This is a genomic window from Bradyrhizobium sp. CER78 (genome assembly GCF_029846235.1).
Lineage (GTDB): Bacteria > Pseudomonadota > Alphaproteobacteria > Rhizobiales > Xanthobacteraceae > Bradyrhizobium.
The window spans coordinates 25,221-40,607 of record NZ_JARVWP010000026.1; the positions used below are offsets into that span (position 1 = coordinate 25,221).

Annotated in this window: 12 protein-coding genes and 1 tRNA gene; 4 read left to right on the forward strand and 9 right to left on the reverse strand. The window is 64.2% G+C overall.

The window, feature by feature from the left end; all coding sequences use genetic code 11:
* Window positions 1-170: 170 nt before the first annotated feature.
* The 4 genes from QDT69_RS34575 to QDT69_RS34590 all read right to left on the reverse strand — a co-directional run bounded on the left by QDT69_RS34575 (window position 171) and on the right by QDT69_RS34590 (window position 4,861).
* Window positions 171-260 (reverse strand) — tRNA-Ser (locus QDT69_RS34575).
* A gap of 452 nt (window positions 261-712) precedes the next feature.
* A complete protein-coding gene (locus QDT69_RS34580) occupies window positions 713-2,164 on the reverse strand; it encodes a trehalose-6-phosphate synthase (RefSeq protein WP_279710942.1) in 1,452 nt (483 codons plus the stop codon).
* Between the two features lie 366 nt (window positions 2,165-2,530).
* The gene (gene otsB / locus QDT69_RS34585) at window positions 2,531-3,340 is read right to left on the reverse strand and encodes a trehalose-phosphatase (RefSeq protein ID WP_279710980.1); all 810 of its coding nucleotides are present in this window, start codon (window positions 3,338-3,340) and stop codon (window positions 2,531-2,533) included.
* A 27-nt stretch (window positions 3,341-3,367) separates the two neighbouring features.
* Window positions 3,368-4,861: an MFS transporter gene (locus QDT69_RS34590; RefSeq protein ID WP_279710943.1), complete on the reverse strand. Its 1,494-nt coding sequence runs from the start codon at window positions 4,859-4,861 to the stop codon at window positions 3,368-3,370.
* 185 nt (window positions 4,862-5,046) lie between these two features.
* Between QDT69_RS34590 and QDT69_RS34595 the strand changes: the two genes are divergently transcribed.
* Window positions 5,047-5,427, forward strand: a complete 381-nt coding sequence (locus QDT69_RS34595) for a DUF3175 domain-containing protein (RefSeq protein ID WP_279710944.1) — start codon at window positions 5,047-5,049, stop codon at window positions 5,425-5,427.
* 164 nt (window positions 5,428-5,591) lie between these two features.
* Here the strand turns inward: QDT69_RS34595 and QDT69_RS34600 are convergent, their stop codons facing one another.
* On the reverse strand, window positions 5,592-7,625 hold the full coding sequence (locus QDT69_RS34600) for a methyl-accepting chemotaxis protein (RefSeq protein ID WP_279710981.1): 2,034 nt from the start codon (window positions 7,623-7,625) through the stop codon (window positions 5,592-5,594).
* Window positions 7,626-8,080: 455 nt separating this feature from the next.
* Here QDT69_RS34600 and QDT69_RS34605 point away from each other — a divergent pair, with 455 nt between their 5' ends.
* Together QDT69_RS34605 and QDT69_RS34610 are read left to right on the forward strand one after the other, a co-directional pair.
* Window positions 8,081-9,253, forward strand: a complete 1,173-nt coding sequence (locus QDT69_RS34605; protein WP_279710945.1) for an FIST N-terminal domain-containing protein — start codon at window positions 8,081-8,083, stop codon at window positions 9,251-9,253.
* Window positions 9,250-10,623 (forward strand): ATP-binding protein, encoded by a 1,374-nt coding sequence (locus QDT69_RS34610; protein WP_279710946.1) that lies wholly within the window; start codon window positions 9,250-9,252, stop codon window positions 10,621-10,623. Before QDT69_RS34605 ends, QDT69_RS34610 begins: the two co-directional genes overlap by 4 nt.
* On the opposite strand, the gene QDT69_RS34615 is transcribed toward QDT69_RS34610, so the two are convergent.
* From QDT69_RS34615 to QDT69_RS34630, 4 genes are all read right to left on the reverse strand, one after another.
* Window positions 10,618-11,397: a response regulator transcription factor gene (locus QDT69_RS34615; RefSeq protein ID WP_279710947.1), complete on the reverse strand. Its 780-nt coding sequence runs from the start codon at window positions 11,395-11,397 to the stop codon at window positions 10,618-10,620. The two genes, QDT69_RS34610 and QDT69_RS34615, sit on opposite strands and share 6 nt — an antisense overlap.
* Window positions 11,398-11,478: 81 nt before the next feature.
* Window positions 11,479-12,159 (reverse strand): response regulator transcription factor, encoded by a 681-nt coding sequence (locus tag QDT69_RS34620; protein ID WP_279710948.1) that lies wholly within the window; start codon window positions 12,157-12,159, stop codon window positions 11,479-11,481.
* Window positions 12,160-12,183: 24 nt separating this feature from the next.
* Window positions 12,184-13,383: a transporter substrate-binding domain-containing protein gene (locus QDT69_RS34625; RefSeq protein WP_347952185.1), complete on the reverse strand. Its 1,200-nt coding sequence runs from the start codon at window positions 13,381-13,383 to the stop codon at window positions 12,184-12,186.
* A gap of 28 nt (window positions 13,384-13,411) precedes the next feature.
* Window positions 13,412-15,079 carry a PQQ-dependent methanol/ethanol family dehydrogenase gene (locus tag QDT69_RS34630; RefSeq protein WP_347952184.1) on the reverse strand — a complete coding sequence of 556 codons (1,668 nt, stop codon included), beginning with the start codon at window positions 15,077-15,079 and terminating at the stop codon, window positions 13,412-13,414.
* On the opposite strand from QDT69_RS34630, the gene QDT69_RS34635 reads away from it, so the two are divergent.
* Window positions 15,063-15,263: a hypothetical protein gene (locus QDT69_RS34635; RefSeq protein WP_279710951.1), complete on the forward strand. Its 201-nt coding sequence runs from the start codon at window positions 15,063-15,065 to the stop codon at window positions 15,261-15,263. The two genes, QDT69_RS34630 and QDT69_RS34635, sit on opposite strands and share 17 nt — an antisense overlap.
* The last annotated feature ends 124 nt before the right edge of the window (window positions 15,264-15,387 follow it).

The following is a 15,387-nucleotide window of genomic DNA, read 5'->3' on the forward strand; positions in this document are numbered from 1 at the left end:
GCTGGCGGGCGGCAATCGAACATTGCCGGGCCTGAGCCAAACCGCTCGCGGCTGATATCTCATCGTCCGATGATTTCACGTTTCCAGCGATGGCCGGATTTGAACATCCGGCCTTCAAGCCACGAAGCCGCCGCTCGCATTGTCCGGGCGGAACGTTGCAGTCGGCCATATGGCGGAGAGAGTGGGATTCGAACCCACGGTACGGTTTCCCGCACACACGCTTTCCAAGCGTGCGCCTTAAGCCACTCGGCCATCTCTCCGGGAGGCCTCTCTTGAAGGGCTGAGGCGGATTTTGCAAGGGAGCGCGGAGCCGGAGCACAAAATTTCCCCAATTGATTGAAAATATTGGGTAAATTGGCGGCGAGATCGGCCGGACGGCACCGCTTTGTCTAGCGTTAGGCGCCGATTCTGGCCGGTGGCCGGCCAAAGACCGGCGCAAATCACGCCATGCATGCGATCGGATGGGTTCGGAGCTTTCGCGGAGCCCGTCATCCGCCGCGCAGCGCCCAACCGCGCCCCACCGGTACGCCACAAACTCGCCGTCGCCCCGGCGAAGGCCGGGACCCATTGCCCCGAATGCGCATTGTTGCGCGACGCTGAGGCCACGATCTCGTCCGCAATTGAACGCGGTGATTATGGGTCCCGGCCTTCGCCGGGACGACAGCACTGGATGGGCGCTATAACGCGCCCATCCCGCAAGCTCTATGCTCGCTCAGTGATATCGCGCGGCAAAATCCGCCGTGCGGCGCGGCCACAGGGTTGGTGGCTCCGGCAGCGCCGCGGCACCCGCATTGTGCGTATCCTGCAGCGCCTCGATGAAATCGGCGAACCATTGCTGGATGGTGCCGCTGTTGAGCTTCTCCATCATGGCTTCCCAGCGCATCCGTCGCTCAGTCAGCGGCATCCCGAGCGCGGTTGCCAAGGTGCGCGCCATGCCGTCGATGTCGTGCGGATTGACCAGCAGCGCTGCGTCGAGCTCGTTCGCCGCACCTGCGAATTTCGACAGCACCAGCACGCCGGGATCGGCCGGATTTTGCGCGGCGACATATTCCTTGGCGACGAGGTTCATGCCGTCCTGCAGCGGCGTCACCACGCCGACCTGCGCGGTGCGGTAGAGCCCCGCGAGCACGCCCTGGCCAAAGCCCTTGTTGAGATAGCGGATCGGCGTCCAGTCCACCTCGCCATGCACGCCATTGACGTCGGTGACGAGCTTCGCCACCTCGCTGGCGAGATTGCCATAGGCCTCGATCGCGCCGCGCGAGGGCGTTGCGATCTGCAGCAGCGACACCGAACGCTTCAGCGCCGGCTGCAGCGTCCACATCTTGTCGAACGCCTTGATGCGGTTGACGAGGCCCTTGGAATAGTCGAGCCGGTCGACGCCGATCGCAAGCTTCTCGCCGTTGAGGCTGCGCCGCAGCCGCGTCACGTCGGGATGCGTCATCGCCTTGGTCGCCTGCTGGGCGAACTTCTCGGGATCGATGCCGATCGGAAACACCGCGGCGCGGGTGCGGCCGAACGGCGAATTGATCACGCCGTCGCGCACCTCGAATTCGAGATCGTGCTGCACATAGCTCAGGAAATTGTCGCAGTCCTCATCGGTCTGGAAGCCGATCAGATCGTAGGACAACATCGCCTCGATCAGCTCACGATGATTGGGCACGCCTGCGATCACCGCGCGCGTCGGCCACGGCGTGTGCAGGAAGAAGCCGATCGGCTGCGTGACGCCGAGATCGCGCAGCTCGGCGCCGAGCGCGAGGAAATGATAGTCCTGGATCCAGAACACGGAATCCGGCTTGCGGAAGCGCAGCAGCGCGCGCGCCATGAACGCGTTCACTTCGCGATAGCTGGTGTAATCCTCATACGAGGCACGAATCAGATCGGCGCGCGAATGCATCGCGGGCCACAGCGCCGAATTGGCAAAGCCTTCATAGTAGCCGCCATAATGCGCGGCCGGCAGATCGAGCATCGCCAGCGCACCCGCACCGAGAGCTTCGACCTCTGCAAAAGGCTCCTTCAGGTTCCCGTCGCGGACCCGTCCGCTGGAACCAACCCATATTGCCCCTGTCTTTTCCACCACCGGCAACAATGCCGCTGCAAGCCCCCCCGTCATGGGTTCATTGGGTTTTCCGCGCGAAACGCGGTTCGATACGACGACGAGGTTCACCAGGTCCCCTCCTGTTGGTCAACTCGCGTATTAACAACCATTCATCAAGATGGTTCCGAGCGCCTCATTTCCGAAGTTGGCGTCGCGTTCGCCGCGATTCCTTACGCCAACTTCGGAAGATAAGAGGCGCTCGCAAACAACAAATCGAGTGCCGCTGATCGATTTGAAGTTCCTACACATGCCAGCCGCGAGATTTTGGGAACTTCAAATCGGCGGCACTCGTCAAGGAATCTCCCAAATGAAACCAAATTCTGGCGAAGCGCGAAGGAACTCGCGGGAACTCGCGAAAAGAAAATTGCGCGCGAGGCTGACGCCACGACGCAAAAGCACCGCATTCGATTCGAACCCGCGATGCAGTTGATCCGGTTAGGACAGATTCACGTCCCTATCATCGTCGAGCAGCCGCGCGAGGAACGCGCGCACATCGCTCGGCCCGTCGAAATGTCCGGCGACGCCGGTCGCGCGACGACCGACGGAGAATGCGAGGCCGTCAAAATCAGGCATGATCGCGAACACGGTCTCGTCGGTGACGTCGTCGCCGATGAAGAACGGGCGACGTCCCCTGAACGGCTCATGCGTCATCAGCTCGAGCACGCCGGTTGCCTTGGTGAAGCCGGAATGCTTGATCTCGCAGACGCTCTTGCCCGGCAGCACCTCGATCGGCGCGTTCGGCAACTCGGCGCGGATCAGCGACACCGCTTCATAGATCGCTTTCTCTGCCTGCGGCGCCAGCCGATAATGCAGCGCCAGCGAGTAACCCTTGTCCTCGAGCAGAATGCCGGGGCTGAGCTTTGCGATCGCGGCGAGGCGACGCTTCAATTCCTTGTCGAGCGGCGGCGCGTGGGCGGCGACCGCCTCGCTGTCCGGCTGCAGCCGCATCTCGGCGCCATGGCCGCCGATCGCGGGGAATACTTCCGGCGCGAAGATCAGGTCGATGTCGTTGAGCGAGCGGCCGCTGACCAGCGCCAGCGCGCCGCCGGTGCGCTCATGCAATTGCTTCAGCGTGGTCGCGAGCTCCGGCGGCACCCAGACCTCGCGCGGGGTCGGTGCGAAATCGAGCAAAGTGCCGTCGATGTCGAGCAGCACCGCGGTCCGCTCCAGCGGCGAAATCAGCGACGCCGGCGCCGGCACGCCGCCGGTCGTGGCGTCAGGGGTGATGTCGTCATCCAGGGGCATTTCGGCTACGTCATGCTTCGTCATAGTCTACTCCACACATGCCAAAGGCCGCGCGACGTGTTCGAGCGATTTTCGCTCGGCCGCGACGGCGTAGCGCCACGCGACGGCTGCGGCGGCGATCATGAGTGCCGCTCCCAGGAGGTAGCCGGCGAAGACGCTGTTGCGCGATCCGGTGTCGATCAGCACGCCGAACAGCGCAGGTCCAATCACGCCGCCGATGCCGGTGCCGACCGCATAGAAGACGGCGATGGCGAGCGCGCGGACCTCAAGCGGAAACGTCTCGCTGACGGTGAGATAGGCGGCGCTTGCCGCAGGCGAAGCGAAGAAGAAGATCACCATCCAGGCGATGGTCTGGGTCTGTGCGCTGAACACGCCGATCGAGAACAGATAGCCCGACAGCGCGAGCAGCACGCCCGACACGGCGTAGGTCAGCACGATCATGGTGCGGCGGCCCAGCGTGTCGAACAGGCGGCCGAGCAGCAGCGGCCCCAGGAAGTTGCCGGCGGCGAAGGGGAGGATGTACCAGCCGACATTGCTGGCGGCGATGCCGAAGAAATCGGTCAGGATCAGCGCGAAGGTGAAGAAGATCGCGTTGTAGAAGAATGCCTGCGCTGCCATCAGCGTGAGGCCGACCAGCGAGCGCTGCCGGTAGGTGGAAAACAGCGTCACCGCGACCTCGCGCAGCGGCGTGTGATCGCGCATCCGGAGCTTGATCTTCTCGAAATCTTCGCTCGACTGTTCGTGACCGAGCACGGAGCTCTCGATACCGGCGACGATCTTGTGGGCCTCGCCGGGGCGTCCATGGATCATCAGCCAGCGCGGGCTTTCCGGAATCCACATCCGCATCAACAGCACGACAAGGCCGAGCGCCGCGCCGGTGAAATAGGCGATCCGCCAGCCATGATCGGGCGCAAGGAAAGCGGGATCGAGCAGGACGATCGCGGTCACCGCGCCGATCGCCGCACCGATCCAGAAGCTGCCGTTGATGACGAGATCGGTCCAGCCGCGATAGCGCGCCGGTACCAGCTCCTGGATCGTCGAATTGATCGCGGTGTATTCGCCGCCGATGCCGGCGCCGGTGAGGAAGCGAAACAGCGTATAGCTCGCGACATTCCACGACAGCGCGGTCGCAGCGGTTGCCGAGAGATAGACCGCGAGCGTGATGAAGAACAGCTTCTTGCGCCCGATCCGGTCGGTGAGCCAACCGAAGCCGAGCGCGCCGAGCACGGCACCGGCGAGATAAGCGCTGCTGGCAAGCCCGACATCGGCGTTGGAGAAGCCCATCGTCGGGCTCTCTTTCAGCGCGCCCGACAACGCACCCGCCAGCGTCACTTCGAGCCCGTCGAGAATCCAGGTGATGCCGAGCGCCAGCACGACGCGGGTGTGAAAGCCACTCCAGCTGAGATTGTCGAGCCGAACCGGAATCGAGGTCTCGATGATGCGGTCGTTATTCCCTGCATCCAGCGACGCCGTCCTGTCCGCCGTTGTCGCAGAGCTGACCTGTGTCTGCTGCAAATTCATCAGATTGGACCAAATGAGAAAATCCCCGGAACGGTGCGTTCCAAGGTTCTCCCTCCCAGGATTGCGGCAAACAGAGTGCCCGCCACGCGATGTCAACGCCGCAGACCGGCAAGGGTTCCCGCAATGCGGCATAGGAACCGCGACCGCGGCAGACTGTTCTCGACCGAAGATCCACGGAGGGATCGATGGCCGCACGCAAGCGAGCGACGCGCAAGACGGCACGAAAGCCGGCACGAAGATCGACCGCACAATCCACGGGCACGGCACGCCGCAAGCGTGGAGCGAAGAAGACAACGCCGAAGCGCTGGTCGCAACGGGTAACTAGAGAGAGCGACGCCCTCGACCTCAAGCGCGGCGTCTTCAAGTTGACGAGCGCGAAGAAGATCGCGGCATCGCTGAAGACATCCGCCGAGCGCAGCACGCGACGCAAGAGCGGTGCCTATCGTTCCGCGTTGTCGATGCTCACCTTCTATATCAACCGCGCCGGCAGGACGCTGCCGAAGACCGAACGGTCACGGCTGGAACGAGCCAAGGTTGAATTGAAGCGTCAGTTCGGGCGGGATTGAGATTGTCGTCCCGACTGCCGTCGTCCTGGCGAAAGCCAGGACCCATTACCACCACTGTCTAATGGTGTAGGGACAACTCGCCGCTTGCCCCTTTCGAGGGCCGCGACGTATGGGTCCTGGCTTTCGCCAGGACGACGGTGGTTTGTCAGCTACCGCAATCCAATCTACGCCGCGCGGATGTTCGCCATGAAGCGATCGAGCTCCTCGCGCAGCCGCGAGCTCTCGACCGACAGCGAGCGGGCGGAGTTCAGCACCTCTTCGGAGGCGGCGCCCGTCTCGGTGGCGCCGCGATTGACCTGGGTGACGCTGGAAGCGGCTTCCTGGGTGCCTTGCGCGACATTCTGCACGCTGCGCGCGATCTCCTGCGTGGCCGCGCTCTGCTGCTCGACCGAACTCGCGATATTGGTCGCGATCCCGGAGATCTGCCCGATCGTGCCGCCGATCTCCTTGATCGCGGCAACCGACTCCTGCGTCGCGGCCTGCATGCCCGAGATGTGGGTGGAGATCTCGTCCGTGGCCCTGGCGGTCTGGCTCGCCAGCGATTTCACTTCGGCGGCGACCACCGCGAAGCCGCGGCCCGCATCGCCGGCGCGCGCGGCCTCGATGGTGGCGTTCAGTGCCAAGAGGTTGGTTTGCTCGGCGATCGCCGTGATCAGCTTGACGACGTCGCCGATCTCCTGCGCAGCGCGCGAGAGCTTGCCGATCCGCGCATCGGTCTGCTCGGCCTGACGCACGGCGGAATCGGCGATCTGGCTGGATTCCTTGGCGCGGCGGCCAATCTCGTCGACCGACGCCGACAGCTCCTCGGTCGCAGACGCAACCGATTGCATGTTGCTCGACGCCTCCTCGGAGGCGCCGGCGACCTGGCTCGACAGGTTCTGCGTGGTCTCCGCGGTCCGGGTCAGCGTACCGGCTGCGGATTCGAGCTGCACGGCGGACGCCGAGACGTTGGAGACGATCGAGCCGACGGCGGCTTCGAATTCGTCGGCGAAACGAATGAGCTCCGCGCGCCGCGCGGTGGCGCTCGCCTTGTTCTGCGCTTCCTGGGTCGCGGCGTCGCGCTCGGCCTTGGCGACCGCCTGAACCTTGAACTCTTCCACGGCACCGGCCATCTCGCCAAGCTCGTCGCGGCGGCCGAGGCCCGGCAGCACGACGTCGAAATTGCCCGCCGCAAGCTCGCGCATCGCGGCACACATCGCCGCGATCGGGCGTGAAATGCCCTTGCCGAGCAGGAACGCCCACACCAGCCCGAGCACGAAGCTGCCGGCCGCAAGCATCAGGATCAGCTGCTCGGTTTCGCCGATCATGGCATGCGATTCGTTCTCGAGCCGCTTCTGGTCGGCGAGCAGATCGGACTTCATCGCCGCCGCGCCCTGGCTGATGGCAGCTGCGGATTCCGTCATCTCGACCGTTAACTCGTCGATCGACTTGGCATTCGCGATCAGCTTGGCGAGCGCCTCGCGGTACTCTCCAAGCAGCGCGGTGATGTCCTTCACGCTTTGGGTGATCCGCTCGTCCTTCGAGGTGATGCCCTTCACCAGATTGTCGGCGAATTTCAGCCGGGCGAGCGCGCTGGAGGCGACGGTCTTGTCGCCATTGACGACGAAGGTGTTGACAGCGCCGGTGATCGACTGCAGCTGGTCGGCGACCTTCTTGGCGCCGAACTGAATCGATTGCAGCTCGGAATCGTCGGCATTGCTCGGCAGATCGTCGAGCTTGTAGCGCATCGAGGTCGCGCTGCGGGTCAGCTGGTTCTGCGCGACCTGTGCGCTCTCGTCCTTGATGCGGACGATCTCGGCAAAGATCTTGGTGAAGGCGCGGAATTCGCGCTCCAGCTTGGTGACCTGCTCGAGCCGGGCCGGATTGGTGGTGCCCTTCATCGACGCCACGATGGCGTCCTTCAGGCTGGCCTCGGCGGCGAGCGCGGCCTTGGCGTCGTCCTCCTTGCCGGTCGCGACGTAGTAGCGCGCCAGCGAACGGTAGGAGATCATTTCACGATCGATGTTGCGGGCAAGATCGGCTTCCGCAACGCTCTGGCGATAGGAGCCGACACCGGCGGAGACCCGCTCGAAGCCCATATAGGCGAAGCCCATGGTGGCTGCCGAAAGCGCCAGCGTGACGGCAAAGCCGACCATGATCTTGGCGCGAAATCTGAGGGTTGGGAACCTGATCGACGACGATCGCTTCAGCCCCGGCATTCCAACCCCCGTCTTCATTCTGAAAACCACGTGGGGTCCGGCGGCAAACCGCCCCAGCCCCGGAGGGCAAAACTAAGGCAAAATCAATAAGGCCCGGTAAATAGGCACTGGCCGCCGGTCTCTGTCCGGTACTACCTTGGTCGGCCCGGGGCTGCGGGCAAGGTGATTGACGCGCGGGTCCGGCCCGATACTTTAGAACCGATCAAACCTGTCCCTGCCCGGGCCAGGAGAACACATCGGGAGGTGTCCCATGTCATCGCGTCGAGCGGCGCCGTTGGCGCTTGCGGCGAGCATAGCTGCCGGCGAAGTGGCCCGGCCAATGACATTCCCCCTCACGACCTAGAATATAAAGACGGGCCGAACCGCGAACCTCGCGGCATGGCGCCGACACTCTTGCGACCCGCGCGGCCGACCGCGCCAAGAAAAGCAAAAAATTCTGGTCAGGGAGGACGCCTTTGGCGAAGCAGAACGGCAGCGCCACCGACAGTATTGTCGTGGTGCAGGCAAAGACCACCGGGCCGCGGGAGGCCGCCGACGAGATCGCGCGCCAATTGGCGGCGGTCGATCTCGCTATGCTCGTGGTGTTCGTGTCGCCGTTCTATGATCCGCAACAATTCATTGCCGAACTGTCCGGCCGGTTGCCCGACATTCCGATCTTCGGCTGCACCACGGCGGGAGAACTATCGCCCGGCGGCTGGGAGGAAGACAGCGTCGTCGCGATGGGCTTCGACGCGGCCGATTTCGTCATCGCGGCCCGGCCGCTGTTCGACCTCGCGACGTTTCGGGTCGACCACGGCCGCTCGATCTGCACCGAGTTGCAGAGCGAATTCGCGCAGCGCACCGAGCATTGCGATCACACCGACGATTCCTTCGGGCTGCTGTTCATCGACGGCATGTGCCAGCGCGAGGAAACCATCATGTCGGCGATCTACGCATCGCTCGGCGACATCCCGGTGGTCGGCGGCTCCGCCGGCGACGGCCTGCGCTTCGAGAAGTCCTGGGTGTTCCACGGCGGCAAGGCCCATACCGACGCCGCCGTCCTGATCCTGATCCGGACCCGGCTGCCGTTCCGCCTGTTCAAGTGCGACCATTTCGAGCCGACCTCGACCAAGATGGTGGTGACCGAGGCCGACATCGAGCACCGCATCGTCAAGGAGTTGAACGCCGAGCCGGCCGCGCTGGAATATTCCCGCGCCGTCGGCCTCAGCGACAGCAAGCTCGAACTGTTCTCGTTCGCGGCGCATCCGGTGCTGGTCCGCGTCGGCGGCGCCTATTATGCGCGGTCGATCCAGCGCACCAATCCCGACGGGTCGCTGCAATTCTTCTGCGCCATCGACGAGGGCATGGTGCTGACGGTGGCGCGCGAGCGCGATCCGATCGACGTCACGAGCCGCCTGCTCAAGGAGCTGACCGAGGATCTCGGCGAGGTCTCGATGTTCATCGGCTTCGAATGCGTGCTGCGCCGGCTCGACGTCGAGCAGCGCCAGCTGTCGCGGGAGATGTCGGAGCTCTATCGCCGCAATAAAGTGATTGGCTTTCAGACCTATGGCGAGCAGTATCGCTCCATGCATGTCAACCAGACGCTGACCGGCATCGCCATCGGCAAGCGGGCTGTCGCGCCGCAATGACCGACACAAAGACCACGCGCATCGCTGCCCTCGAACGCGAAGCCGAGAAGCTGCGCAAGATCAACGCGGCGCTGATGTCGCGCGTCGAACGTTCGACCGACCAGCAGCTCAACGCCTTCTCCCTGTTCGAGACCGCGATCGCGCTGGATCAGCAGGTGCGCGACCGAACCCAGCAGCTCAAGCAGGCGCTGCAATCGCTGGAGAAGACCAACGGACGCCTGCTGCAAGCCAAGCAGCAGGCCGAGGCGGCAAGCTCGCTGAAATCATCGGTGCTGGTTTCGGTGACGCACGACCTGTTGCAGCCGCTGAATGCGGCGCGGCTGACGCTGTCCGCGCTGACCGAGATGGCGACCGAGCCCAAGAGCGTCGCGCTGACCGACCAGATCGACCGCTCGCTGGCGACGCTCGAGGATATGCTGCGGACGCTGCTCGACATCTCGAAGCTCGATGCCGGCGTGCTCAGGCCCGAATTCGGTCCGGTCGCGATCGCCTCGCTGTTCGAGCCGCTGCAGCAGGAATTCGTGGCGACCGCCGCCAAGCGCAATCTCGACTTCCGGATCATGCCGTCGTCGGCGGTGGTCCGCTCCGATCCGCTGATGCTGCGCCGGATCCTGCAGAACCTCTTGGCCAACGCGCTGCGCTACACCCAGCGCGGCACCGTGCTGATGGGATGCCGCCTCAAGGGCGACGATATCTGCATCGAGGTGCACGACACCGGGCCGGGCATCCCGGAAGCCCAGCGCGAGGCGATCTTCGTCGAGTTTCAGCGCGGCGACGCCGGCGCCGGCGACAAGGCAGGCATCGGGCTCGGTCTTTCGATCGTGCGCCGCTTTGCCGACCTGCTCGGCCATAACATCAGGCTGAGTTCGCGCGCCGGCAAGGGCTCGGTGTTCTCGGTCACGGTGCCGCGCACCCTCGATCCGGTTGCGATCCCGGTGCGCGAGCAGGCCAGCGTCGACTATCGCTATGGCGGCATGGAGGGCGCGAAGATCCTGCTGATCGAGAACGACCTATCGAGCGCCGAGGGTCTCGCGCATCTGCTGGAGAAATGGGGCTGCGACGTTGCCGTGACGATCTCGAAGACCGAGGCGCTCGAACGCATCCACGCGCTGGACGGCATTCCCGACGCCATCATCGCCGACCTGCATCTCGACAATGGCGAGACCGGGATCCAGGCCGTCGACGTGATCCGCGGCGAGATCAACGCCAAGGTGCCGGCGATCATCGTCACCGCCGACTACTCGGCCAAGGCCGCCTCCGACGTCTCGGCCTTTGGCCACGAACTCCTGAAGAAGCCGATCAAGCCCGCCGAGATGCGCTCGCTGCTGTCGTTCCTGCTCGCGGCGGAGCAATCGGGTGCGCGGCTATGATTCAGCGTTGTGCGGCGCGGCCGTCACCGGTGCATGGTCCTGCTTGCCGAAATCCAGTTTCGACAGCGCGATGATGGCCTCGGTCCGGCTGCGCACGCCGAGCTTGCGCAGGATCTCCGAGACATGCACCTTCACGGTGGTGACCGAGATATCGAGTTGATAGGCGATGTGCTTGTTCTGCAGGCCGCGGCAGATCATGTCGAGCACGCGCAGCTGCTGGGCGGTGAACTGGCCGAGCTGCTGCACCAGTTCCTTGGTCTCGGCCTGGCCCTTCCGCGCCGCGGCGGCATCGCGGAAGCGCGTCGGCAGGCACACCTCGCCTTCGAGGATGCCGCGCAGCAGGCGGGCCAGTTCGGCCTTCGGCGTCGACTTCGGAATAAATCCGGAAATGCCGAGCGAGATCGCGCCGCCGATGATCCGGGAATCGTCATGCGCCGACACGATCACCAGCGCGCTGCGCGGCGCCGCGGCGCGCACCCGGTAGGCGCCCAGCAGGCCCGTGGTCCCGGGCATCGACAGATCGAGCAGGATCAGATCGAGGCCATCGCGCGCGGCGATCACATCAAGCGCGCCGTCGATCGAGGTCGCCTGCAGCACCTCGGCATCGGGAAATTCGGCCCCGATCACGCCGATCAGGGCGGCCCGGAACAGCGGGTGATCCTCGACGATCAGCAGTCGAGGCGCACCCGCCTGATCGAGCGGCGGCTCGTCCGCCAGGGGCGCGGTCGTGGTCAATGCTGCGCCGTCCTCCCTCGGATCGCTGATGACAGCCATGATGTGCACGACGTTATCTCAAAGCCGACCAACAGCCTATAGGCGGATAGTCAATGCATTCGCCTTGCAGCGCAGCAGGCCTTAAGGCGTCTTCTCCGCCTTCGCTCCCGAGCTGGTCTCAAGGGCCGGAAGCGGAATCTTGCCGAGCTCGATGATCGCCTTGTTGCGGCTGAACAGCTTCAGCTTGCGCAGGATCTCGGTGACATGCGCCTTGACAGTGGATTCCGCGAGCTTGAGCTCGGAGGCGATCTCGCGATTCTGCAGGCCGCGGATGATCAAGTGCAGCACGCGGATCTGCTGCGGCGTCAGCTTCTGGATCCGCTCGCGCAGCGTTCGCGCCGTCTCGGACTGGTCCAGCGCGCCGACCGCGACGAAATCCCGCGGTGCCGAGACCGATCCGCTCAGCACCCGCGCGATCGCCTGCGACAATTCGCCGAGTGAGGTCGATTTCGGCAGATAACCGACCGCGCCCATTTCCAGCGCCTCGCGGATGGTGTGCTTGTCTTCTTCACTGGAGACAATGGCGATCGGCAGCCGCGGATAGCGATCCCTGAGCTTCTGGAAGCCGGAGAAGCCGACCACGTCGGGCAGCAGCAGATCGAGCAGCGCCAAATCAATATTCGGCTCGCTGGCCAGAATGCCGAGCGCGCCCTTGATCGAGGTCGCCTCATAGATCCGGGCATCGGGATGCGAGATGCGGATGGCATTGCCAAGCGCCTCCCCGAACAGGGGGTGATCGTCGATGATCAGGAACCCCATCATGAGGACCCTCGCACTGCTCTTCACCTAGTTCCCGCCGGTATCCTGCACGCTCTGCAGATAGGCATATACGTTTCTGAGCTCGTCGTCGCTGAAGACGTCCTTCCAGGCCGGCATGCCCTTGGCTGGCCGCCCGTCATGGACCGTCTTCCAGAACGTCGATTCCATGTCGTCAGCATAGCGCTTCTTGAGCAGCCTGAGATCGATCTTTCGTTCGGCCTGCACCGCATCCGGACCATGGCAATGGGCGCAGGTGCCGTTGAAGACCTCCCGGCCCGCGATGGAATCGCCTTTGGCATCCCCTGCGGATGCGGCGGTCTGAACCGGCTTCTCGGCCGCAGTCGCCTGCCCAACCGTGACCGGCTCGCTGGCCCCGATGGACGATGTCGTCGCCGGCGCGGCCTGGCCGAACTTCACCGGAGCACCGTTCGGCACACCATATTTGGCGAACAGGGCCGAAATGTCGCCCTGCAGCGACGGCAGCACGCCATCGACCTCATCGCGCAGCGCTCCGGACGCCTTAGCGAACCCGATCGCGGTCGCCCAGAGCAGGCCGTCGCCCTCGGTCGAGACGATCTGATACTTGTCGCCGTAGCTGGTCTTGTTGAGCCAGCCCGCCACCGGCGCCCAGATGAAGGCGACATCGACCTTGCCCTGGTCGAGGGCGGTCATGCCCTCTTCCGGGCTGAGCACGGTGACCTTCTGGACATCGTCGCGCATCGCCAGCAGGTTTTGCGGCGTCGATTGATACTGCACCGCAACCCGCAATCCCCTGAGATCGTCGATGCCGGCAAGCTTGCGATCCCTGGCGCCGACCAGCGCATAGCCTTCATGAGCGATCGGCTTCGAGAAGATCACCGCCGGGCCCATGAAATCGTCGATCAGCGGCAGGCCGACCATGGCGTCGCACTGCTTGCTGAGCAGCGTCTCCCGCACGGTGCGCTTGCCGAAATAGGATTTGTACCAATTATGGCTCACCGTGCGGCCGAGCCTTTGCGCCACCGCCTGACCAATCTCGAGATAGAGACCGGGCTTGCCGGGTTCGTCGCTCGAGAACGGCAGGTTGGTCGGGTCGGCGCAAAGCCGCAGCGGCGGCTTGGCCTCTTCCGCGCCGGCCGAAAAGGCCGGCGCGAGTAGCGTGGCGGAGAGCAGCACGGTCCGGATCACCTTCCCCAACTGCACGCTGCGCGTTGAGCTCGGCACTTTGTTCGAGTTGATGCGTGACACGGACAATGCTGCCTCCTCGTGAGGGTCGTTACTGCAGGGCGAACACGAACAGCGAGCCGCCTTCCGGCGCCGCGGCGACCATCTTCTTGCCGATGTCACCGAGGAAAGCCGGCAGCGCCGCGGTGCGTCCGACCACGATCGCGACATACTGCTTGCCGTCGACCGAATAGGTCACCGGGCCAGCGCCGATGCCGCTGCCGAGGTTCTTGCTCCACAGCACCTTGCCGTTCTTGGCATCGATGGCGCGGAAATCGCCGTGCAGATTGCCGGAGAACACCAGATTGCCGCCGGTCGTCAGCGTGCCGCCGTTGAAGGGCAGGTCTTCCTTGATGCTCCACACCTTCTTGTTGGCCACGGGATCCCAGGCCACGAGCTCACCGAGGAAGCCGCCGGGTCCCGGCTTGGTCGGGAATTCGGCGCCGAGATAGAACACGCCGCGCTTGTAGTTCACGTCAGAGACCGACCAGTCCATGCAGACATTGTTGCTCGGGATGTAGACGAGGCCGGTCCCAGGGTTGAACGACATCGGCTGCCAGTTCTTGCCGCCGATCAGGTTCGGGCAGATGTCCTTGGCGGGATGGCCGGGGCCCGGACGCTTGTCCGGATCCTCTTCCGCCCGCATCGTGTTGATGTCCCACTTCTTGGCCCAGTTGGCGAAGACGTACTTCTCGGCCGAGATCACCTTGCCGGTCTCGCGGTTGGCGACGAAGAAGAAGCCGTTGCGATCCGCCTTCATCAGAACGGGGGTTTCGGCGCCCTTGATCTTGAGGTCGGCGAGCAAGAGCTCGTTGACGCCGTCATAGTCCCAGGCGTCGGCCGGCGTGCCCTGGATGTGCCACTTGATCTTGCCGGTGTTGGGATCGATCGCCAGCGTCGAGGCCGTATAGAGGTTGGTCAGCTTGCCGAAATTGCCGTCGCCGGTGGAGCGCACGCCGGTATTCCACGGTCCCGGATTGCTGGTACCCCAGTAGACCGTATCGGTCTTGGCGTCGTAGGAGCCGACCAGCCAGGCGGCGCCGCCGCCATGCTGCCCGGTGTCGCCCTTCCAGGTGTCGCTGCCGGGCTCGCCCGGCGCCGGCACCGTGAAGGTCTGCCAGAGCAGCTTGCCGTCCTTGAGGTTGAAGGCCTGCAACGAGCCGCGGACGCCGTATTCGCCGCCGCCGAAGCCGGTGATGACCTTGTCGCGGACGATAAGCGGCGGCGAGGTGATGACCGAGCCCTGCTTGTAGTCGACGACCGTCGAGGTCCAGAGCTCTTTGCCGGTCTCGGCGTCGAGCGCGGTCAGCTTGCCGTCGAGGCGGCCGACGAAGATCTTGCCTTCGGCATAGGACACGCCGCGATTGTTGACGTCGCAGCAGGCGTATTGAAGCACGTCATCGGGAATGTCGGGCTGCCAGGTCCATTTGCGCGCACCGGTCGCGGCGTCGATCGCATAGACGTATTTCGGACCCCACGAGGTCGAGACATAGAGCGTCTTGCCGATCACCAGCGGCGAGGACTCGTTGGATCGCAGCGAGGCAAGCGACAGCGAGTAGACGAGCTGCAGCTTGCCGGCATTCTCGGAATTGATCTGCTTCAGCGGGCTGAAGCGCGTATTGCCGTAGTCGTGGCCGGCGATCGCCCATCCGTTCGGATCGGACGCCGCCTTCACGACGGAATCATTTGCTTTCGACGCACCAATGCTGGCCATCACCATGGCAACCAGCGACACACCGGCAAAGAAAATCCCGCTCCTCAGCTTCATTGGCTTCCTCCAATATGGTTTCGTTGCCGCGATGGATGCATCGCGCGCGCGAATCGATACCCAATTTCATGAACCAGCGATCTTGCGTCGCTGCGTCGGCGATCAAAATGACAGCAACGCTTTTGCGTCGTTATAGGCGGAAGGTAGTAGCGTCAGCGGCAACGATTTTTGCGTGCCGCTAACAGCGTCAGTCGGCCCAAAATCGCTTACGCCGCCGGGCATTTTCATCGCGCCGGAGCACGCGACTGGCCGCTTGCAAA

What these genes read in the sequence shown, in the direction of transcription:
- otsB (WP_279710980.1), bottom strand. Translation starts at nt 3,340, where the DNA reads ATGCCCCTGGATGACGACATCACCCCTGACGCCACGACCGGCGGCGTG.
- QDT69_RS34590 (WP_279710943.1), bottom strand. Translation starts at nt 4,861, where the DNA reads ATGAATTTGCAGCAGACACAGGTCAGCTCTGCGACAACGGCGGACAGG.
- QDT69_RS34595 (WP_279710944.1), top strand. Translation starts at nt 5,047, where the DNA reads ATGGCCGCACGCAAGCGAGCGACGCGCAAGACGGCACGAAAGCCGGCA.
- QDT69_RS34600 (WP_279710981.1), bottom strand. Translation starts at nt 7,625, where the DNA reads ATGCCGGGGCTGAAGCGATCGTCGTCGATCAGGTTCCCAACCCTCAGA.
- QDT69_RS34610 (WP_279710946.1), top strand. Translation starts at nt 9,250, where the DNA reads ATGACCGACACAAAGACCACGCGCATCGCTGCCCTCGAACGCGAAGCC.
- QDT69_RS34615 (WP_279710947.1), bottom strand. Translation starts at nt 11,397, where the DNA reads ATGGCTGTCATCAGCGATCCGAGGGAGGACGGCGCAGCATTGACCACG.
- QDT69_RS34620 (WP_279710948.1), bottom strand. Translation starts at nt 12,159, where the DNA reads ATGATGGGGTTCCTGATCATCGACGATCACCCCCTGTTCGGGGAGGCG.
- QDT69_RS34635 (WP_279710951.1), top strand. Translation starts at nt 15,063, where the DNA reads ATGCTGGCCATCACCATGGCAACCAGCGACACACCGGCAAAGAAAATC.
- QDT69_RS34630 (WP_347952184.1), bottom strand. Translation starts at nt 15,079, where the DNA reads ATGGTGATGGCCAGCATTGGTGCGTCGAAAGCAAATGATTCCGTCGTG.